Genomic DNA, 19,727 nt, shown 5'->3' with positions numbered 1-19,727 from the left:
GTATTTACTCAGCCTGCACGTTTATGGTTATTACGTGGGCCATTATGGCGACGCGGCGCATTAGAATTGCGGCGTGGACCACTTGGGCGCGGACGATGACGGCGTTTTGGTGCCGGCAGGTCGCTCAGCAGTGCATCACTGTTATATTTACTGACAGGGATAGAGTGCTGAATATACTCTTCGATTGCAGGTAAGTTTAGTGCGTATTCTTCACACGCTAAGCTGATAGAATTTCCGCTTTCACCCGCACGACCTGTACGTCCAATACGGTGTACATAGTCTTCGCAATCGTCAGGTAAATCATAGTTAAATACATGAGTTACTGATGGTATATGTAATCCACGAGCGGCAACGTCAGTCGCAACTAAGATATCAATTTGACCTTGAGTGAACTGATCTAAAATACGCAGACGTTTTTTCTGAGCGACATCGCCAGTCAATAACCCGACACGGTGACCATCAGCTGCAAGGTGAGCCCAGATATCATCACAACGATGTTTCGTATTTGCGAAAATAATGCAACGCTCAGGCCACTCTTCTTCGAGTAGCGTTTGCAGCAGGCGCATTTTTTCTTCGTTGGATGGATAAAATAACTCTTCTTTAATACGGTGACCGGTTTTTTGTAGTGGTTCAACTTCCACATATTCCGGGCTGTTCATTTGTTCGAACGCTAATTCTCTAACACGGTAAGAGAGCGTTGCGGAGAACAATAAGTTGAGTCTGTCCGCTGCGCCAGGCATACGGCGGAATAGCCAACGAATATCTTTAATAAAACCGAGGTCATACATACGGTCAGCTTCATCCAAAACAACAACTTGGATAGCCGCTAAATCAACGTGACCTTGTTTTGCGTAATCAATAAGGCGACCCGTTGTTCCAATAAGGATATCAACGCCGTTTTGTAGTACGCGTAATTGTTCGTCATAGCCATCACCACCATAGGCTAGACCCATTTTCAAACCAGTGTAATCAGCTAGCTCTTTAGCATCGGAGTAGATCTGTACGGCTAATTCGCGAGTCGGAGCCATAATCAGCGCACGTGGCTGATTGGTTTTTTTCCCCTCAATTGCCGGGTGAGTTAAGAGAAAATGAAATGTAGACGTTAGGAATGCTAACGTTTTACCTGTACCTGTTTGTGCTTGCCCCGCAACATCTTTGCCTTCGACAGTATAAGGCAGGGTAGACGCCTGAATAGGCGTGCAAAAGTTGAAGCCTTTTTTATTAAGTGCTTCAATGACTTTTGGGTGCAATGCGAAGTCGGAAAACTTCTTTTCTGTCAAGTGTGCTTTACTCATAGTATGTTAGAATATCAGTTATCGGTTGGTTTACGAAAGCGTATCTTTTGAAATAAAGCATACTGCTGCCAATTAATGTTACACTATGTCTGTAAAAATGATCCTTTGGAGTACAACATGAGCGACAAAATTAAACATATTACTGATGCAAGTTTTGAGTCAGACGTTCTAAATGCAAGTTCACCTGTTTTAGTCGACTTCTGGGCTGCATGGTGTGGACCTTGTAAAATGATCGCGCCAATCCTTGATGAAGTTGCTGAAGAATATACAGGCAAAGTGACTATCGCAAAACTGAATATTGATGATAATCCAGCGACTGCCCCAAAATTTGGTATTCGCGGTATCCCTACACTGTTATTATTCAAAAACGGCAGTGTAGCTGCAACTAAAGTTGGTGCTTTATCTAAAACTCAACTGAAAGAATTTCTAGACGAAAATCTGTAAGTTATAGCTTTATATAAGCCAAAACGTTTAGCGGCGCATTTATTTTATATAGAGAGTCGCTAGACGTCCCCATTTAAGCATGATAAGTTATCCGCATTCCTCATAGAGTACCCGTAAGAATTACCTTGTTTGCCTTTGCTCTTTTCTGAAACGTCTAGCTTGCAGTTCTGTTCAATGCCAATTTTAGTTACTGATTATTAATATAAAGTTGATAATTCATGGTTGTATCACTGTGGCTTAAGTCTTGAGTAAAATAAATGGGCTGTATTAGGGATAAGATGTTGTCCTAAAATGTATAAAAAACTATTGCTAATATTGATTACGTTTCTAATAATATGCGGCATGTCATCTTGATGATTATAACGCTTTCGTTAGTCACAACACCTTCACAGCAATATTAGTTGTAGCTAGCACAAATTTTAATGCATTGTTGTTGGTTATGAGTCCATATCTATCAACAGGGCACTATAAAGTTAAACTGGCGCTTCATAGGTTCACTATAAAAGTTGCCTCCAATTTACGTTCATAGTTCGAGAAATACCCCGAGTTAAAGAACCCACCATTATGAATCTTACCGAATTAAAAAATACGCCAGTATCAGAACTGATTACGTTAGGCGAAAACATGGGGCTAGAGAACTTAGCCCGTATGAGAAAGCAGGATATTATTTTCTCAATTTTGAAGCAGCATGCTAAAAGTGGAGAAGATATTTTCGGCGATGGCGTACTGGAAATATTGCAGGATGGATTTGGTTTCCTCCGTTCAGCAGACAGTTCTTACCTCGCAGGCCCTGATGATATCTATGTTTCCCCTAGCCAAATTCGCCGCTTTAACCTACGCACCGGCGACACCATTTCAGGAAAAATTCGTCCCCCGAAAGAAGGTGAACGTTATTTTGCCCTCTTGAAAGTTAACGAAGTTAACTTTGATAAACCTGAAAACGCCCGCAGCAAAATCCTTTTTGAAAACTTAACCCCATTACATGCCAATAATCGTTTGCGCATGGAGCGTGGTAACGGTTCTACTGAAGATTTAACTGCGCGTGTATTGGACTTAGCCGCACCTATCGGCCGTGGACAGCGTGGTTTGATCGTTGCACCTCCGAAAGCGGGTAAAACCATGTTACTGCAAAATATTGCGGCTAACATTGCCCACAACTATCCTGACTGCGTATTGATGGTTCTGCTGATCGATGAGCGTCCAGAAGAAGTTACTGAGATGCAACGCTTAGTTAAAGGTGAAGTGATCGCTTCGACATTTGATGAGCCAGCTGCGCGTCACGTTCAAGTTGCTGAAATGGTTATTGAGAAAGCGAAACGTCTGGTTGAGCATAAAAAAGACGTTATCATTTTACTGGATTCTATTACTCGTCTTGCTCGTGCATACAACACCGTCGTACCTTCTTCAGGTAAAGTATTGACTGGTGGTGTGGATGCAAACGCATTACATCGTCCAAAACGTTTCTTCGGTGCTGCTCGTAACGTTGAAGAAGGTGGTAGCTTGACTATCATCGCAACCGCGTTAGTTGATACCGGTTCAAAAATGGATGAAGTAATTTACGAAGAATTTAAAGGAACAGGTAACATGGAATTACACCTGTCCCGTAAAATTGCTGAAAAACGTGTTTTCCCTGCGATTGATTACAACCGCTCTGGTACACGTAAAGAAGAGCTGCTCACCTCTCAAGATGAACTGCAAAAAATGTGGATCCTGCGTAAGATTATTCACCCAATGGGCGAAATCGATGCAATGGAATTCCTTATCAGCAAATTAGCTATGACTAAGACTAACGAAGAGTTCTTTGATTTTATGAAAAGAGCATAGTCTCGTTAGGATTATGAGTATAGAAATAGGCGCTCTAATTAGAGCGCCTATTTTTTTATCAATGAACTGTGAGTATTCACAAAACAATAGTCTTTATTATTTATCAACATGAGCATGAGTTACTTTATTTATGTGTAAAATAAAATAATTAACGGATACTAGCTTATTCACTAGAAGATGGTATTTTCTACATTAATTTTTATACTTAAGTAGAACCAATGGGTGATGTTTACTCGTTTAGATGGAAACAATCATAAATCATGGTTAACAAATCTGAGATTGTGTTTTATGGCATGCATCTTGCTTTATTAAAGGATAAAATCTTTAGGTTAAATTTGTCACACAAAACTGTTTATTTATGCTGAATTTGAGCTGTATGTTTTTTTCGGCATGTTTTGTGCATGTTAAAAACAAGAAAAATGTGTTTTAGCGTACGATTGATTTTTGTTCGAATACTGTGTGATGGACTTCTATCACAGCAACCAAAAGTTTTAGTGTTTAAAAGTTAGATAGAAATATAAGAGAGTAGAACAGTGGATAGCACACACTTTATGAGTAATCTCTTCTATGTCTTTTTGTTTACCTTAGCCTTTATTTTTGTCGCGCGTATCGTAGCTAAAAAAATTGGCTTGGTTGATAAACCGAATTTCAGGAAGAAACACGTAGGATTGGTTCCGCTGGTTGGGGGGATCTCTGTTTTCTTTGGCGTTTGCTTCGCGTTTATGATCACAGAAGAATATATTCCCCATAAGTGGCTATATATTGCTTGTGCGGGGCTCTTAGTGTTCGTTGGTGCACTGGATGATAGGTTTGACATCAGTGTGAAGTTACGTGCTGGAGTTCAAGCGATTGTCGCCGTGATAATGATGACTGCGGGTGGGCTGTCACTGGAATCTCTAGGCCATGCATTTGGTCCTTGGGAACTGGTACTTGGGCCATTTGGTTATATCGTCACCTTATTTGCCGTTTGGGCTGCGATCAATGCCTTCAACATGGTTGATGGTATTGATGGCCTGTTAGGCGGCTTGTCCTCGGTTTCCTTTGGTGCCCTTGGTTTCTTACTGTATCAAAATGGTAACTATGCGTTAGCGTTTTGGTGTTTTGCGTTTATAGCGGCTATCCTTCCTTATATCCTCATGAATATGGGTGTTTTAGGGCGTCGCTTTAAAGTGTTCATGGGTGATGCGGGAAGTACGTTGATTGGTTTTACCATTATTTGGATCTTGGTAGCATCAACACAAGAAGACGTTCATCCAATCAACCCAGTGACTGCATTATGGATTATTGCTATTCCGCTTATGGATATGGTGGCAATTATGTACCGCCGTATTCGTAAAGGTATGAGTCCATTTTCACCGGATCGTCAGCATATTCATCACTTGATTATGCGCTCAGGTTTTACCCCGAAAGGGGCATTTGTAATCATCACATTGGCTGCGGCAATTCTTGCGTGTATTGGTATTATTGGCGAGCGCCTTTCATTCGTTCCTGAATGGGTAATGTTGGCATTATTTTTGCTTGTATTTATGATGTATGGTTACTGCATCAAGCGAGCATGGAAAGTCGCCCGTTTTATCAAACGAATTAGACGTCGTGCGCGTAAGAGTGCGGTCCGGTAACGACAAACGAACTATAGAGGTTCTGTGCAGTGAATAACTCAGAAACGCAACCTAATCAACATCAAACCTCGCTTGAAGCGGAGTTAGATATTCGTGATTTATGCCGCTCACTGTGGCAGGGTAAAATTTGGATCGTCGCATGTGCAGTGATTTTTGCTGCGATTGCACTGGGAGCGTCCTATTTTATGCAGCCGAAGTGGAGCACAACGGCTATCACGGATTTACCAACTGTGAACAATCTGGGAAGTTATTATTCTCAGCAACAGTTTCTGCGCAACCTTGATTCTCGTATTAATGCGGTGGGGCAAGAAGGGCAATTACCAACGATTGCCAAAGAAGCTTATGAAGAATTTACCAAACAACTTGGTTCTTACGATACTCGCCGCCAATTTTGGTTAGGTACTGAGTATTATAAACAGCGTTTGGAGAATGATCCGAAAGCGGATGCGGCATTGTTGGATGAGCTAATCAACAATATCGAATATACGCCAGCTGATGCACTTAAAAACCCAACAGATAGCGTGAAGTTAGTGGCTGAGACAGCAACAGACAGCAACCAACTCTTACGTGAATATATTGAGTTTGCTAATCAACGCGCAACCACAAATTTGAATGATGAATTGAAAGGGACGTGGGCAACCAAAACCCAATCAATGAAAGCGTTAGTTAAACGTGAAGCGATGGTCGCAACGGCAGCGTATGATCGTCGTCTAAATAGCCTTGAACAAGCCCTAAAAGTAGCGGAAAAACAAGGTATTTTACGTAATCAAACGACCGTGCCAGTGGATGAAATTCCCGACTCAAAAATGTTTATGTTAGGAGTTCCATTACTGCAAGCTCAAATTGAGACATTAAAAGCAACGGGTCCAGATTTTGACACGGATTATGATCAAAATGTGGCGATGTTATCGACGCTGAATGTTGAGCCTGTTCTTCAAGATAATTTCCATGCGTATCGTTATCTGCGAACGCCTGAAGATCCAATCAAACGCGATAGTCCGCGCAGAGCATTTATTGCTGTTCTGTGGGGTGCAATTGGTATGTTAGTAGGTGCCGGAGTGGTACTGTCTCGCCGTCGCCCATCGTAATGTCATATTCGCCACCGGCGGCAAGGTCGGTGGCGAAATAGCATCATTAAAACTAAAGAAAGCAGTAAACTGCGAAGAAAATATAAGAGAGTCACTGTGAAAGTATTGACTGTATTCGGCACACGGCCTGAAGCCATTAAAATGGCTCCATTGGTTCATGCTCTTGCTGATGATGCAGACTTTGAAGCGAAAGTGTGTGTCACCGCTCAGCACCGTGAAATGCTAGATCAAGTACTGAACTTATTTGAGATCACGCCCGATTATGATCTCAACATTATGAAACCAGGTCAGGATTTAACCGATATTACTTGCCGTATTCTGGAAGGATTAAAGGCAGTATTTGCGGATTTCCAACCCGATGTTGTCCTTGTTCATGGCGATACCGCCACAACAATGGCAACCAGTCTTGCGGCATTCTACCATCGCATCCCCGTTGGGCATGTTGAAGCTGGACTGCGCACAGGGAACCTCTACTCTCCATGGCCAGAAGAAGGTAACCGTAAAATTGCGGGGCACCTTGCTCAGTACCATTTTGCGCCTACAGAAAATTCGCGCCAAAACTTACTCAACGAATCCATTCCCGATAGCCATATTTTTGTGACTGGTAATACGGTCATTGATGCGCTGTTGTGGGTCAAAGAGAAGGTAATGGGTAACCAAAACATGATGGCTGAATTAGCCGGAAATTACCCATTTATCGATCCAAATAAAAAAATGTTGCTTGTAACGGGTCACCGCCGTGAAAGTTTTGGTGGTGGTTTTGAGCGCATTTGCCATGCATTAGCGGATATCGCTCAAACTCACCCTGATGTTCAAGTGGTTTACCCTGTTCACTTAAACCCGAATGTGAGCGAGCCTGTAAAACGTATTCTGCATGGTATTGATAATATTATCTTAATTAGCCCTCAAGAATATTTGCCGTTCGTCTATTTGATGAACCACGCGTATCTGATTTTAACGGATTCCGGCGGTATTCAAGAAGAAGCGCCATCTTTAGGCAAGCCTGTTTTAGTTATGAGAGATACCACTGAACGCCCTGAAGCTGTTGATGCAGGGACAGTCCGTTTAGTGGGTACAGATACAAAAACCATTGTAAATGAAGTTAATCGGTTACTGACAGATGAAGCGGAATATCACGAAATGAGCCGCGCACATAACCCGTATGGTGATGGTCATGCTTGTCAGCGTATTCTTGCAGCATTAAAAAGCAATCAGGTGAAATTATGAGTTTTGAAACTATTTCTGTTATCGGCCTCGGTTATATCGGTTTACCAACAGCGGCAGCCTTCGCATCTCGTAAGAAGCAGGTTGTCGGCGTAGATGTCAACCAACATGCTGTTGACACTATCAATCAAGGTAAAATCCATATTGTGGAACCTGAGCTGGACGTTGTGGTGAAAAAAGCAGTTGAAGAAGGTCACTTAAAAGCCTTCACCAAGCCACAACCCGCAGACGCATTCCTGATTGCTGTTCCGACACCATTCAAAGGTGAACACGAGCCTGATTTGGTGTACGTGAAAGCGGCAGCTGAATCTATCGCACCAGTCCTGAAAAAAGGCGACTTAGTGATTCTGGAGTCCACGTCTCCAGTAGGTACGACGGAGCAAATGGCACAGTGGTTAGCAGCAGCTCGCCCTGATTTGACCTTCCCTCACCAAGCTGGTGAAGAAGCAGATATCGACGTGGCATATTGCCCTGAGCGCGTACTGCCGGGTCAAGTGATGGTTGAACTGATCAAAAACGACCGTGTTGTCGGCGGGATGACACCTAAATCTTCACTGCGTGCTAGCGAACTGTATAACATCTTCTTAGAAGGTGAGTGTGTAATCACTAACTCAAGAACAGCTGAAATGTGCAAGTTAACGGAAAACAGCTTCCGTGACGTCAATATCGCATTTGCTAACGAATTATCGCTGATTTGTGCAGACCAAGATATCAATGTTTGGGAACTGATTAGCCTTGCAAACCGTCACCCTCGCGTGAACATTTTGCAACCGGGCCCAGGCGTTGGAGGTCACTGTATCGCAGTAGACCCATGGTTTATCGTGGCACAAAGCCCAAAACAATCTCGTTTAATCCACACTGCGCGTTTAGTTAACGATGGCAAGCCAATCTGGGTTGTTGATCAAGTGAAAGCCGCAGTGGCTGATTGCTTAGTGGAAACTGGCAAAAAAGCGAATGAAATCAAAATCGCATGTTTCGGTTTATCGTTCAAACCAAACATCGATGACCTGCGTGAAAGCCCAGCAATGCACATCACCAAAATGGTTGCGAACTGGAACCCAGGTAAAACATTTGCAGTTGAACCACATATTCACGAATTACCAACTGCACTGAAAGGTATTGCGGAGCTGGTTTCTATTGAAACTGCTGTGAGCGAAGCGGATGTGATCCTGATGTTAGTCGACCATAACCTGTTTAAAGGTATCCAAGGTTCTGCTATCCCACAAAAATGGGTTGTGGATACAAAAGGAGTATGGCGTTGAAACGTATTTTAATTACAGGTGGAGCCGGCTTTATCGGCTCTGCTGTTGTTCGTCATGTGATTGAAAACACAAAAGATCACGCGATTGTGGTTGACTGTTTAACCTACGCGGGCAATTTGGAATCATTAGCGGAAGTCGCCAATAGCGAGCGCTACGCTTTTGAACAAGTGAACATTTGTGACCGCGCTGCATTGGATAAAGTGTTTGCTGAACACAAGCCTGATGTTGTGATGCATTTAGCGGCAGAAAGCCACGTTGACCGCTCAATTGATGGTCCAGCGGCATTTATCGAAACCAACATAGTGGGTACTTACACACTGTTAGAAGCGGCTCGTCATTACTGGTCTGCACTTGAAGATAGTAAAAAAGCGGCTTTCCGTTTCCATCACATTTCAACCGATGAAGTGTATGGTGACTTGGAAGGTCCAGATGGCTTCTTTACGGAAACTACACCGTATGCACCAAGCAGCCCATATTCAGCCTCAAAAGCGTCCAGCGACCATTTAGTGCGTGCGTGGCAGAGAACGTATGGTTTACCGACCATGATCACCAACTGCTCAAATAACTATGGCCCTTATCACTTCCCTGAGAAGTTAATCCCATTGATTATTTTGAATGCGATTTCCGGCAAGCCGCTGCCAGTGTATGGCAAAGGTGAGCAAATTCGCGACTGGCTGTTTGTGGAAGACCATGCCCGTGCGCTGCATTTAGTGGCCACTCAAGCACAGCCGGGGTCAACCTACAATATTGGTGGCCATAACGAGCGTCGTAATATTCAAGTGGTTGAAACAATTTGTGAATTACTTGAAGAACTGCACCCGCAGAAACCTCAAGGGGTTGCTCATTACCGCGACTTAATCACGTATGTGAAAGATCGTCCTGGTCACGATATGCGCTACGCCATTGACGCCGATAAAATTGAGCGTGAATTAGGCTGGACACCTGAAGAGACGTTTGAATCCGGGATCCGTAAAACGGTTCTGTGGTATTTAAACAACGAAACTTGGTGGCGTCGTGTGCAAGATGGCTCCTATGCCGGTGAACGTCTGGGCTTAGGCAGCTAGGAGGCAATATGAAAGGTATTATTCTGGCTGGTGGCTCGGGAACGCGTTTGCACCCGATCACTCGCGGCATCTCAAAACAGTTGCTGCCGATTTATGACAAGCCAATGATCTACTATCCGCTGTCAGTGTTAATGCTAGCAGGGATCCGCGAAATTCTAGTGATTTCGACGCCGGATGATTTGCCAATGTTCCAGCGTTTGCTGGGCGACGGTCATGAGTTTGGTATCGAATTGAGCTACGCGGAACAGCCTTCTCCAGATGGGCTGGCTCAAGCGTTTATCATTGGTGAAGAGTTCATTAATGGGGACTCTTGCTGCTTAGTGCTGGGCGATAACATTTTCTTCGGTCACTCATTCAGCCCTAAATTAATGTCAGTCGCGGCACGCCAAAAAGGCGCGACAGTATTCGGCTACCAAGTCATGGATCCTGAGCGTTTTGGTGTGGTGGAATTTGATGACAATTTCAAAGCGTTGTCTATCGAAGAAAAACCAAAACAACCAAAATCAAACTGGGCAGTAACGGGTTTATATTTCTATGATAACCAAGTGGTTGATTTTGCTAAACAAGTAAAACCTTCCGAACGTGGTGAATTAGAAATTACCTCTATCAACCAAATGTATTTAGAGCGCGGCGAGCTTAGCGTTGAGCTGCTTGGTCGTGGATTCGCTTGGTTAGATACGGGAACTCATGACAGCTTAATTGAAGCCGGAACATTTGTTCAGACCGTTGAGAAACGCCAAGGCTTTAAAGTGGCTTGTTTAGAAGAGATTGCATGGCGCAATGGCTGGTTATCAGACGACCAAGTTAAAGAAGCCGCAACTCGCCTGAATAAAACAGGTTATGGCAAATATTTAGAGGACTTGCTTCGTGTCCGTCCGCGCCAATATTGATCCCCTAGATTGGGAGTCTGATTTTTTCAAACGTTCAACGGCGAAACTGGATTTCGCCGCGACTGATGCGCAAATTATTCTTTCTTATCAATTGGATAAGTTTGATATTGTGCAAGCGAAAGTCGCGGCATCCGAAACAGCTAAAATCGATGAACTTGCCAGTATGGGATTCAGTTTTGTTGAAGGCGAAATTGATTTTGCGTTAACTATTGGCACAGAAAATGCTTATCTAAACACAGCGTTATCAGAGACGGATAATGTGGTTGTTGCACAAACAGGGGATATTGTTTCTCTGCGCGACACCGCGGCCTCTGTGTTTAGTAACAGCCGCTTTAGAACCCCTTGGTACCATGAAGGGGACAGCGGTCGGTTTTATGCATTATGGATAGAAAAAGCCGTTCTCGGCACCTTTGACCACACCTGTTTACTCCTTAGAGATAATGCAGGTGATATTTTAGGTTTCGTTAGCCTACGCAGCCTTGATGCAAATACAGCGCGAATTGGGCTGTTAGCGGCAACGCCAAGTGCAGCAGGACGCGGTATCGGTCGGAAATTAATGTCAGCAGCGTATCAGTGGTGTGTGCAACACCAAAAAAGACAGTTAAATGTTGCCACACAAATGAGCAATGTTGCGGCGTTAAATCTTTATTCACGTAGCGGTGCGGCTATCGCCAGCACAGCATATTGGTTATACAGGGGACAACATGATTCCATTTAATAAACCACCCGTTGTAGGTACTGAAGTTGAGTATATGAAGCAGGCCATGGCAAGTGGCAAACTGTGCGGGGATGGTGGTTTCACTAAGCGTTGTGAAGAGTGGATGGAGAAACGTTTTAACTGTCCGAAAGTCCAGTTAACGCCGTCTTGCACCGCTTCATTAGAAATGGCAGCGATCCTGATTGATATTAAGCCAGGCGATGAAGTCATCATGCCAAGCTTTACCTTCGTATCGACCTCTAACGCATTCGTGTTACGTGGCGCTAAAATTGTGTTTGTGGATATTCGTCCAGATACGATGAATATCGATGAAACCAAAATTGAAGCGGCAATCACTGATCGTACACGTGCAATTGTTCCTGTTCACTACGCAGGCGTGGCTTGCGAAATGGACACCATCATGGCGATTGCGAAGAAACACAATTTATTTGTGATTGAAGACGCAGCGCAAGGCGTGATGTCCACCTATAAAGGTAAAGCACTGGGTGCCATCGGTCATATTGGTTGCTATAGCTTCCATGAAACCAAAAACTACTCTTCGGGTGGTGAAGGTGGTGCGACCTTAATCAATGATAAGGCGTTGATTAACCGCGCAGAAGTGATCCGCGAAAAAGGTACAAACCGCAGTCAATTCTTCCGTGGTCAAGTGGACAAATACACCTGGCGCGACATCGGTTCAAGCTACCTGTTATCTGACTTACAAGCAGCCTATTTATGGGCACAGTTAGAAGAGGCAGACAAAATCAACGAACGCCGCTTACTGCTGTGGGATCGCTATTATCAAGCGTTACAACCACTGGTGGCTGCCGGTCGCTTAGTGTTAGCAACCGTACCGGAAGATTTGAAACATAATGCTCATATGTTCTATATCAAACTCAAAGATGTGGAAGAGCGCACAGCGTTCAATGAGTATATGAAATCCCATGGTATTTTGACGGTGTTCCATTATGTGCCACTGCACACCAGCCCTGCTGGACTGGAATTCGGCTATTTCCACGGTGAAGACAAATACACCTCGGTTGAAAGTGACCGTTTAGTGCGCCTGCCAATGTTCTACAACATGACAGACGACGAGCAACAAGTGGTTATTGAGCGAATCAAAGCGTTCTTTGCCTAATGTCACTCGCTAAAGCATCGGTTTGGACTGCTGGGTCTACCCTGATTAAAATCGGGGTGGGCCTGTTGATCGTGAAATTATTTGCAGTCTCATTTGGCCCGAGTGGTGTGGGTCTGGCGGGGAACTTCCGCCAATTAATTACGGTGCTAGGCGTATTGTCTGGCGCTGGGATCTTCAATGGCGTCACAAAATATGTGGCAGAACACCATCAAGATCCGCAGAAATTAAGGGCTGTGCTGGGAACGTCTTCAACGATAATCCTCGGATTTTCAACGTTACTGGCGATTATTTTCTTGCTATGTAGCGCCCCTATCAGTGCTGCACTATTTGATACTGAGCAATACAGTGGCGTGATCCGCATGGTTGCCTTGATTCAAATGGGTATCGCGTATGCGAACTATTTCTTGGCGATTTTGAAAGGTTACCGAGACGCTGCTGGGAATGCGACGGCCATCATTTTTGGTAGCATAATCGGCGTAGTCGCCTATTATTTATGCTATCTGATGGGAGGTTATGATGGCGCACTTGCAGGGCTAGCATTGGTACCCGCTTTAGTGGTATTGCCTGCGGTTGGGATGATTATTCGACGTAAACAATTTGCGTTGTCATCACTAAAACCCGCATGGGATAAAGCTATTGCCACTAATTTAGGTAAGTTCACCATCATGGCAATGCTCACGGCAATCACACTGCCTGTTGCCTATATCATGATGCGAAATTTATTGGCACAGACTTATAGCTGGGATGAAGTGGGATTATGGACGGGCGTTACCACGATTTCGGATGCCTATTTACAATTCATCACAGCAACATTTTCGGTATATTTACTGCCCACGCTGTCCCGTTTACAGCATAAAAATGAAATTTCTGCCGAAATTGTTAAGGCATTGAAGTTTGTATTACCGGCTGTTGCCGCCGTGAGCTTTACGGTTTGGCTGCTGCGTGATTTTGCGATTTGGCTGCTGTTCTCAAAAGAGTTTACAGGGATGAGAGACCTGTTTGCTTGGCAGCTGGTCGGCGATGTATTGAAAGTGGGTGCTTACGTCTTTGGTTATCTCGTCATCGCGAAAGCAGCGCTACGTTTTTATGTTCTTACGGAAGTTAGCCAATTTGTTCTGTTAACGGGCTTTGCCCATTGGTTTATTCCTGAACATGGCGCCGTGGGGGCGACACAAGCCTATATGGCGACCTATATCGTATATTTTACTCTCTGTTGTTGCGTATTTTTGATCTACCGTAGGCGAGCATGACAACCTTAATACATGTACTGGGATCTGATCTCCCGCATCATAATCAGACGGTTTTAACGTTTTTTAATAACGTTATTTGCCAAGAGATGGCACCGTCACAAAAGCCGCATTTTATGGTGGTGAGCCAGGATGCGCAGCTTGCTGCTGCCTATCCGATGCTTGAAATTGAAGTTTTTGACAGCAAACAATCTATTGCAGATAGCGTTATTCGTCGCGCGAAAGCGGAGCGTCGTACACGCTTTTTCTTCCATGGGCAATTTAATGCGCCAATTTGGTTAGCACTGCTTTTTGGCAAGATAAAATCCCATCAATTCTGGTGGCATATTTGGGGCGCTGATCTCTATGAAGAATCTAGCTCACTGAAATTCAAGCTGTTTTATATTCTACGTCGTCTGGCTCAAAAAAAAGTGGGGCACGTTTGTGCAACACGGGGAGATTTGTGCCATTTTCAGCAGTCGAATCCTAATGTGCCATCGTCGGTTCTCTATTTCCCGACGCGTATGGATCCGGCATTGACGCTAAACGAACGTCAGCCTCGTGAGGGCGAGCAATTAACTATCCTGCTCGGTAACTCAGGTGACCGCTCTAATCGTCATGTGGAAGCGCTGAGCGCGATTAAACAGAAATTTGGTGACAAGGTGAAGGTGATAGTCCCGATGGGCTACCCAGCGAATAACCAAAACTATATTGCTGAAGTTGAGCAAGCAGCACAAAGCGAATTCCCTCAGGGGCAGGTGGATATTCTTAAAGAACGTATGGCGTTCGAAGATTACCTGAATTTGCTGAAAACCTGCGATCTTGGCTACTTTATTTTTAATCGCCAACAAGGGGTTGGAACGGTTTGTTTGCTTATTCAGTTCTCTATTCCTTTTGTCATTAGTCGCCAAAATACCTTCTGGCAAGATTTAACGGCGCAGAATGTCCCAGTCTTTTTCTATGGTGATGAGCTGACTCTGCCATTAGTGGATGAAGCACAACGCCAAATGAATTCGCTGAATAAACAGCATATTGAATTCTTTGCGCCTAACTTTACTGATGGCTGGAAACAGATCCTCAGCATTGCGGAGGCGAAAGCATGACATTGCTTGAATTGGGTGGCTTAGCGCTTATCTACCTAATCTCTATTATCTTTATCGGCACGCTGATGTATAAAGAGTTTTTGCGCGTGCGCTTTAATTTTAATATTTTCTTTACCTTATTGTATTTGCTGACGTTTTACTTCGGATTCCCGCTGACTTGTGCATTGGTTTTCCAGTTTGACGTGGCAATCGTCCCCGCAGATTACTTGATGTATGCCATGTTGGCATCAACCAGCTTCTACGCCATTTACTACGTGACGTACAAAACGCGTTTAACTAAGCGCGTGGATACCCAGCGTCGCGCCGTATTTAGTATGAATAAGGTGGAAACCAATCTGACCTGTCTACTGCTGATTGCCGTGGCGGTGGTTACTGTAGGCATTTTTTTCATGGATAACGGTTTCTTGCTGTTTAAGTTGAAATCCTATAGCCAGATATTCTCCAGTCAGGTGTCGGGCGTGGCATTGAAGCGCTTTTTCTACTTCTTTATCCCTGCAATGCTGATTGTTTATTTCTTGAAACCCACACAAAAACGCTGGATTTTCTTCCTGATCAGCACAGTCTCATTCGGTTTCTTAACTTATGTGATTGTAGGCGGAACCCGTGCCAACATTATCTTAGCATTTGCCCTGTTCCTATTTATCGGGATTGTCAGAGGCTGGATCACGCTTTGGATGCTGGCAGCGGCGGGTGTGGCAAGTATTGTTGGGATGTTCTGGTTAGCTCTCAAGCGTTACGGTCTTGATGTGAGCGGTGCCGAAGCGTTTTACACCTTCTTGTATCTAACTCGCGATACGTTCTCGCCATGGGAAAACTTAGGATTATTGCTCAGCTATTATGACCAAATGGAATTCCAAGGTTTAGCGCCGATTATCCGTGATTTCTATGTGTTTATTCCAGCATGGGTATGGCCTGAACGCCCTGATACGGTATTAAACTCGGCTAACTATTTTACCTGGGAAGTGCTGAATAACCATTCTGGGTTAGCGATTTCGCCTACGTTAATTGGCTCGCTGGTGGTCATGGGGGGCGTGCTGTTTATCCCGCTGGGCGCTATCGTGGTGGGCATGATCATTAAATGGTTTGATTGGATTTATGGGTTAAGTCTAAAAGAATCCAACCGTTACAAGGCTGCGATTATGCAGGCATTTTGTTTCGGCGCCATCTTCAACATGATTGTATTAGCTCGTGAAGGGGTCGATTCCTTTGTCTCGCGCGTAGTCTTTTTCTGCTTAGTCTTCGGGCTATGTTTAGTGTTAGCTAAATTACTGTACTGGTTATTTGAAAGTGCCGGTCTTATTCGTACCAAAGCCGCTTTATATTTAAAAAGTGGTCAACGGGAAAGCCGTTAAAAGGAGCATCATGGAACAGTCGTCAATTCCTCAATATAGCATCAGAGGTCATAATATTTGGGGCTTTAAAAACATGGCCCATTTCTTGGACTATCTGTTTGCTGACGGTAAGACCAAAACAGGCACATTAGTGGCTATCAACGCAGAGAAAGTGATGATCGCAGAGCAAGATACTGCGCTGAATACCTTATTAGGGCAGGCGGAATACCTTTATGCCGATGGGATCAGCATTGTGCGTGCTATTCGCCGTAAATATCCAAAAGCTGAGGTTTCTCGTGTGGCAGGTGCCGATTTATGGGAAGGCTTAATGGAGCGCGCAGGAAAAGAAGGCACCCCAGTATTTTTAGTGGGCGGCAAGCCAGAAATTCTTGAGCAGACTAAAGCGAAGCTACGCGCACAATGGAATGTCAACATTGTGGATTCCCAAGATGGCTACTTTACGGCAGAAGATCGCAGTGCGCTGTTTGAGCGTATTCACGCGAGCGGTGCCAAGATTGTGACCGTGGCGATGGGTTCTCCTAAGCAAGAAATCTTTATGCGTGATTGCCGTGTTGTGCATCCTGATGCTTTGTATATGGGCGTCGGTGGAACTTATGATGTGTTCACCGGGCATGTTAAGCGTGCGCCTAAAGTCTGGCAAAACTTAGGGCTAGAATGGCTGTATCGCTTACTTTCCCAACCAACACGAATTAAACGACAGTTTAAATTGCTGAAGTTTTTAGGCTACTACTACGGTGGTAAGCTTTAAGCGCTTTTCCGACTGAATAGACCCGCATTATGCGGGTCTATTTATTTCTGGCGCCCCCATTCTATCTTCAAATATACCTACAATTGTTCAAAAATAGATGCAACCTAAGGGATCTCACGGTATCTTGGGGGATTGTATTTTTTATTTTATTTTCGACAACCAGCCGCGATGACTAAAAAGTTATGGCTATTAGAGCTGCGAATATCGAATGGTTATTATCGACAGGGGAAATTATGGATAAGCCACAGCAAGGTCTTCAGCGAGGGCTAGAAGCCCGTCATATTGAGCTGATTGCTTTGGGCGGGACAATTGGGGTTGGGCTATTTATGGGCTCAGCGAGTACGTTGAAGTGGGCGGGACCATCCGTATTGTTGGCGTATATTATCGCAGGGTTATTTGTCTTCTTCATCATGCGTTCTATGGGCGAAATGCTCTTTCTGGAGCCAGTCACTGGTTCATTTGCTTCATTTGGTTATAAATATTTAAGTCCTTTTTGGGGATGTTTAACCGCGTGGGGTTATTGGTTTATGTGGGTCGCGGTTGGAATTTCAGAGATAACTGCAATAGGGGAATATGCAAAGTATTGGTTCCCTGATGTGCCCCAGTGGATATTTGCGATGGTTGCCGTTGCGTTGGTGGCACTGGCAAACCTCGCCGCAGTAAGGCTATACGGCGAGCTAGAATTCTGGTTTGCGATGATCAAAGTGACCACGATCGTCGTGATGATTTTGATTGGTTTGGGGCTAATTTTCTTTGGTCTTGGCAATAATTTCGAGCCGATTGGATTGGCTAACTTGACCGAGCATGGCGGATTCTTCGCTGGCGGCTGGAAAGGTTTCTTATTTGCGTTGTGTATCGTGGTGGCATCTTATCAAGGCGTTGAGCTCGTCGGGATCACCGCAGGAGAAGCCAAAAACCCACAAGTGACACTGAAAAAAGCCATCAATAATATTCTGTGGCGCATTCTTATTTTCTATGTCGGCGCCATTTTTATTGTGGTGACGCTGTTCCCGTGGACAGAAGTCGGGCAACAAGGCAGCCCGTTTGTGATGACATTCGCTAAAGTGGGGATTGTCTCGGCAGCGGCGGTAATTAACTTTGTGGTGCTCACTGCAGCATTGTCTGGCTGCAATAGCGGCATGTACAGCGGCGGGCGTATGTTATACGCGCTGGCGCAAAATAAGCAGTTACCGAGTGGACTATTAAAACTGACGAAAAACGGCGTTCCGGCGCGTTGTGTCGGTTTTACTATCTTATGCTTGGTTGCAGGGTCGAGCTTGAACTATATCATTCCAAACCCTGAACAGGTATTTGTGTATGTATATAGTGCAAGCGTCTTGCCAGGAATGGTGCCTTGGCTAGTGATCTTGACCAGCCAGCTACGTTTTCGTAAGCAGAACCAGCAGCAGATGGCAGGGCATACGTTTAAATCGATTCTGTTTCCATGGGTGAACTACGCCACGCTGCTGTTTTTAGCCTGTGTGCTGGTGGGGATGGCGATTAATCCAGAAACGCGTTTGTCACTGATTGTAGGGGCTATCTTTTTATTGACGGTTTCCGGGCTTTATTTTGTGATCCGCAGCTTTAGTCGCCATGATAAAAGCCCATCGTAAAAATATTTTGTGGGTAAAATTTCATCTAATAGACGAGAAAGAGGGAAAAAATGCTCTCTTTCTCGACGAAATGGATAAAAGGCAAGCAATCGATAATTTTATTGAAAAAAGGACTAGACAGCAGGGGGATAAATCCGTACTATCCTCTCCCGCAACGGCGTTAAGCGCCCGTAGCTCAGCTGGATAGAGCGCTGCCCTCCGGAGGCAGAGGTCTCAGGTTCGAATCCTGTCGGGCGCACCATCAAAAGGTGACAAGCTACGGTGGCAAAATAAAGTTGTATGTAGTAGTATGACAACACTTTGAAATAAGTGAAGTTATGGTGGCTATAGCTCAGTTGGTAGAGCCCTGGATTGTGATTCCAGTTGTCGTGGGTTCGAGTCCCATTAGCCACCCCATTTTTTTTGTGACATTGCGAGGGTGGCGGAATTGGTAGACGCGCTAGCTTCAGGTGTTAGTGTCCTATGGACGTGGGGGTTCAAGTCCCCCCTTTCGCACCACGAAAAAAATGATATCGAGTTACTGCCTTAAGCAGTTAAATTTCGGCGAGTAGCGCAGCTTGGTAGCGCAACTGGTTTGGGACCAGTGGGTCGGAGGTTCGAATCCTCTCTCGCCGACCAATTTAAAGAACCCCGCTCAATCGAGCGGGGTTTTTGCATTTTAAAACCGTAACCATTTCTAATCTGATTATTTTCCTTTCCGTATTCTTATCTTCTTATCTTCTTATCTTTATCCATGAATCTGTTTTTTTATTATCTTTATTCTTAATATCTCAGGCATCGCTTTTAACAAGAATGGTTCTTATCTGAATGTGCTTATAACGTTATGTTTTTTATGAATAAAAATATTTGTCTCAGATCCGATACAAACCCCTATTTCCATGTCGTCAAAAAGAGACATTTTACTGATTGATTTATATGGAGAAATTAATAGGCATTCTAAGCTGTCTCTAAATTGAGACAAAATAGCTGAATCGAACAGAATGGGATTTGGTAAGAGTGAGGTGTTAAAAAATCACAATAAGTAAGAAATAAAAATATCGTTTAGAAGCAGGGGAGTTACGAGGTTAAGAATAGAAAAACGTGCAGCGATATAAAAGTTGGCATGCATTCTGCATTATCTATTATGTAGATGCTCATCCC

16 protein-coding genes and 4 tRNA genes are annotated in these 19,727 nt (G+C 44.3%); 19 read left to right on the top strand and 1 reads right to left on the bottom strand.

Annotated elements, in window-relative coordinates; genetic code table 11:
* Nucleotides 1-8: 8 nt before the first annotated feature.
* Nucleotides 9-1,295: an ATP-dependent RNA helicase RhlB gene (gene rhlB / locus M5X66_RS16905; protein WP_154637071.1), complete on the bottom strand. Its 1,287-nt coding sequence runs from the start codon at nucleotides 1,293-1,295 to the stop codon at nucleotides 9-11.
* 117 nt (nucleotides 1,296-1,412) lie between these two features.
* On the opposite strand from rhlB, the gene trxA reads away from it, so the two are divergent.
* The 19 genes from trxA to M5X66_RS16810 all read left to right on the top strand — a co-directional run bounded on the left by trxA (nucleotide 1,413) and on the right by M5X66_RS16810 (nucleotide 19,205).
* The gene (gene trxA / locus M5X66_RS16900) at nucleotides 1,413-1,739 is read left to right on the top strand and encodes a thioredoxin TrxA (RefSeq protein WP_036948804.1); all 327 of its coding nucleotides are present in this window, start codon (nucleotides 1,413-1,415) and stop codon (nucleotides 1,737-1,739) included.
* Between the two features lie 564 nt (nucleotides 1,740-2,303).
* Nucleotides 2,304-3,563: a transcription termination factor Rho gene (rho, locus tag M5X66_RS16895; protein ID WP_004915469.1), complete on the top strand. Its 1,260-nt coding sequence runs from the start codon at nucleotides 2,304-2,306 to the stop codon at nucleotides 3,561-3,563.
* Nucleotides 3,564-4,114: 551 nt separating this feature from the next.
* Entirely contained in the window at nucleotides 4,115-5,182 is a 1,068-nt protein-coding gene (gene wecA / locus M5X66_RS16890; protein WP_036948807.1) for a UDP-N-acetylglucosamine--undecaprenyl-phosphate N-acetylglucosaminephosphotransferase, read from the top strand.
* A gap of 29 nt (nucleotides 5,183-5,211) precedes the next feature.
* Nucleotides 5,212-6,270 carry an ECA polysaccharide chain length modulation protein gene (wzzE, locus tag M5X66_RS16885; protein WP_270103748.1) on the top strand — a complete coding sequence of 353 codons (1,059 nt, stop codon included), beginning with the start codon at nucleotides 5,212-5,214 and terminating at the stop codon, nucleotides 6,268-6,270.
* A gap of 96 nt (nucleotides 6,271-6,366) precedes the next feature.
* Nucleotides 6,367-7,497 (top strand): non-hydrolyzing UDP-N-acetylglucosamine 2-epimerase, encoded by a 1,131-nt coding sequence (gene wecB / locus M5X66_RS16880; protein WP_036948815.1) that lies wholly within the window; start codon nucleotides 6,367-6,369, stop codon nucleotides 7,495-7,497.
* Complete coding sequence (gene wecC, locus M5X66_RS16875) at nucleotides 7,494-8,756, top strand: UDP-N-acetyl-D-mannosamine dehydrogenase (protein ID WP_036948818.1); 1,263 nt, start codon at nucleotides 7,494-7,496, stop codon at nucleotides 8,754-8,756. The genes wecB and wecC overlap by 4 nt, the downstream gene beginning before the upstream one ends.
* Nucleotides 8,747-9,820: a dTDP-glucose 4,6-dehydratase gene (rffG, locus tag M5X66_RS16870; protein WP_181477694.1), complete on the top strand. Its 1,074-nt coding sequence runs from the start codon at nucleotides 8,747-8,749 to the stop codon at nucleotides 9,818-9,820. The genes wecC and rffG overlap by 10 nt, the downstream gene beginning before the upstream one ends.
* An 8-nt stretch (nucleotides 9,821-9,828) precedes the next feature.
* A complete protein-coding gene (gene rfbA / locus M5X66_RS16865) occupies nucleotides 9,829-10,710 on the top strand; it encodes a glucose-1-phosphate thymidylyltransferase RfbA (RefSeq protein WP_036948820.1) in 882 nt (293 codons plus the stop codon).
* Nucleotides 10,688-11,428 (top strand): dTDP-4-amino-4,6-dideoxy-D-galactose acyltransferase, encoded by a 741-nt coding sequence (rffC, locus tag M5X66_RS16860; RefSeq protein WP_036948823.1) that lies wholly within the window; start codon nucleotides 10,688-10,690, stop codon nucleotides 11,426-11,428. Before rfbA ends, rffC begins: the two co-directional genes overlap by 23 nt.
* Nucleotides 11,415-12,545: a dTDP-4-amino-4,6-dideoxygalactose transaminase gene (gene rffA, locus M5X66_RS16855; protein WP_270103747.1), complete on the top strand. Its 1,131-nt coding sequence runs from the start codon at nucleotides 11,415-11,417 to the stop codon at nucleotides 12,543-12,545. Before rffC ends, rffA begins: the two co-directional genes overlap by 14 nt.
* Nucleotides 12,545-13,795, top strand: a complete 1,251-nt coding sequence (gene wzxE, locus M5X66_RS16850) for a lipid III flippase WzxE (protein ID WP_036948828.1) — start codon at nucleotides 12,545-12,547, stop codon at nucleotides 13,793-13,795. Before rffA ends, wzxE begins: the two co-directional genes overlap by 1 nt.
* Complete coding sequence (locus tag M5X66_RS16845; RefSeq protein WP_270103746.1) at nucleotides 13,792-14,874, top strand: TDP-N-acetylfucosamine:lipid II N-acetylfucosaminyltransferase; 1,083 nt, start codon at nucleotides 13,792-13,794, stop codon at nucleotides 14,872-14,874. The genes wzxE and M5X66_RS16845 overlap by 4 nt, the downstream gene beginning before the upstream one ends.
* Entirely contained in the window at nucleotides 14,871-16,226 is a 1,356-nt protein-coding gene (gene wzyE, locus M5X66_RS16840; RefSeq protein ID WP_154599723.1) for an ECA oligosaccharide polymerase, read from the top strand. The genes M5X66_RS16845 and wzyE overlap by 4 nt, the downstream gene beginning before the upstream one ends.
* A 10-nt stretch (nucleotides 16,227-16,236) precedes the next feature.
* Nucleotides 16,237-16,974, top strand: coding sequence for a lipopolysaccharide N-acetylmannosaminouronosyltransferase (gene wecG, locus M5X66_RS16835; protein ID WP_036948834.1), 738 nt, complete (start codon nucleotides 16,237-16,239; stop codon nucleotides 16,972-16,974).
* Between the two features lie 233 nt (nucleotides 16,975-17,207).
* Nucleotides 17,208-18,587, top strand: a complete 1,380-nt coding sequence (gene thrP, locus M5X66_RS16830) for a bifunctional threonine/serine APC transporter ThrP (RefSeq protein WP_108478785.1) — start codon at nucleotides 17,208-17,210, stop codon at nucleotides 18,585-18,587.
* 164 nt (nucleotides 18,588-18,751) lie between these two features.
* Nucleotides 18,752-18,828, top strand: a tRNA-Arg gene (locus tag M5X66_RS16825).
* A gap of 79 nt (nucleotides 18,829-18,907) precedes the next feature.
* Nucleotides 18,908-18,983, top strand: a tRNA-His gene (locus tag M5X66_RS16820).
* A gap of 16 nt (nucleotides 18,984-18,999) precedes the next feature.
* A tRNA-Leu gene (locus M5X66_RS16815) sits at nucleotides 19,000-19,085 on the top strand.
* A gap of 43 nt (nucleotides 19,086-19,128) precedes the next feature.
* Nucleotides 19,129-19,205 (top strand) — tRNA-Pro (locus M5X66_RS16810).
* Nucleotides 19,206-19,727 lie beyond the last annotated feature (522 nt).

Source organism: Providencia sp. PROV188, assembly GCF_027595165.1.
In the GTDB taxonomy this organism is placed as follows: domain Bacteria; phylum Pseudomonadota; class Gammaproteobacteria; order Enterobacterales; family Enterobacteriaceae; genus Providencia; species Providencia lanzhouensis.
Note: the sequence above shows the minus strand (reverse complement) of the source record. Positions and strands in the feature narration are given on the sequence as shown.

Bases quoted from the DNA above. Each gene is read 5' to 3' on its own strand.
- rhlB (WP_154637071.1), bottom strand. From the start codon at position 1,295: ATGAGTAAAGCACACTTGACAGAAAAGAAGTTTTCCGACTTCGCATTG.
- trxA (WP_036948804.1), top strand. From the start codon at position 1,413: ATGAGCGACAAAATTAAACATATTACTGATGCAAGTTTTGAGTCAGAC.
- rho (WP_004915469.1), top strand. From the start codon at position 2,304: ATGAATCTTACCGAATTAAAAAATACGCCAGTATCAGAACTGATTACG.
- wecA (WP_036948807.1), top strand. From the start codon at position 4,115: ATGAGTAATCTCTTCTATGTCTTTTTGTTTACCTTAGCCTTTATTTTT.
- wecC (WP_036948818.1), top strand. From the start codon at position 7,494: ATGAGTTTTGAAACTATTTCTGTTATCGGCCTCGGTTATATCGGTTTA.
- rffG (WP_181477694.1), top strand. From the start codon at position 8,747: ATGGCGTTGAAACGTATTTTAATTACAGGTGGAGCCGGCTTTATCGGC.
- rfbA (WP_036948820.1), top strand. From the start codon at position 9,829: ATGAAAGGTATTATTCTGGCTGGTGGCTCGGGAACGCGTTTGCACCCG.
- rffA (WP_270103747.1), top strand. From the start codon at position 11,415: ATGATTCCATTTAATAAACCACCCGTTGTAGGTACTGAAGTTGAGTAT.
- wzxE (WP_036948828.1), top strand. From the start codon at position 12,545: ATGTCACTCGCTAAAGCATCGGTTTGGACTGCTGGGTCTACCCTGATT.
- M5X66_RS16845 (WP_270103746.1), top strand. From the start codon at position 13,792: ATGACAACCTTAATACATGTACTGGGATCTGATCTCCCGCATCATAAT.
- wzyE (WP_154599723.1), top strand. From the start codon at position 14,871: ATGACATTGCTTGAATTGGGTGGCTTAGCGCTTATCTACCTAATCTCT.
- wecG (WP_036948834.1), top strand. From the start codon at position 16,237: ATGGAACAGTCGTCAATTCCTCAATATAGCATCAGAGGTCATAATATT.
- thrP (WP_108478785.1), top strand. From the start codon at position 17,208: ATGGATAAGCCACAGCAAGGTCTTCAGCGAGGGCTAGAAGCCCGTCAT.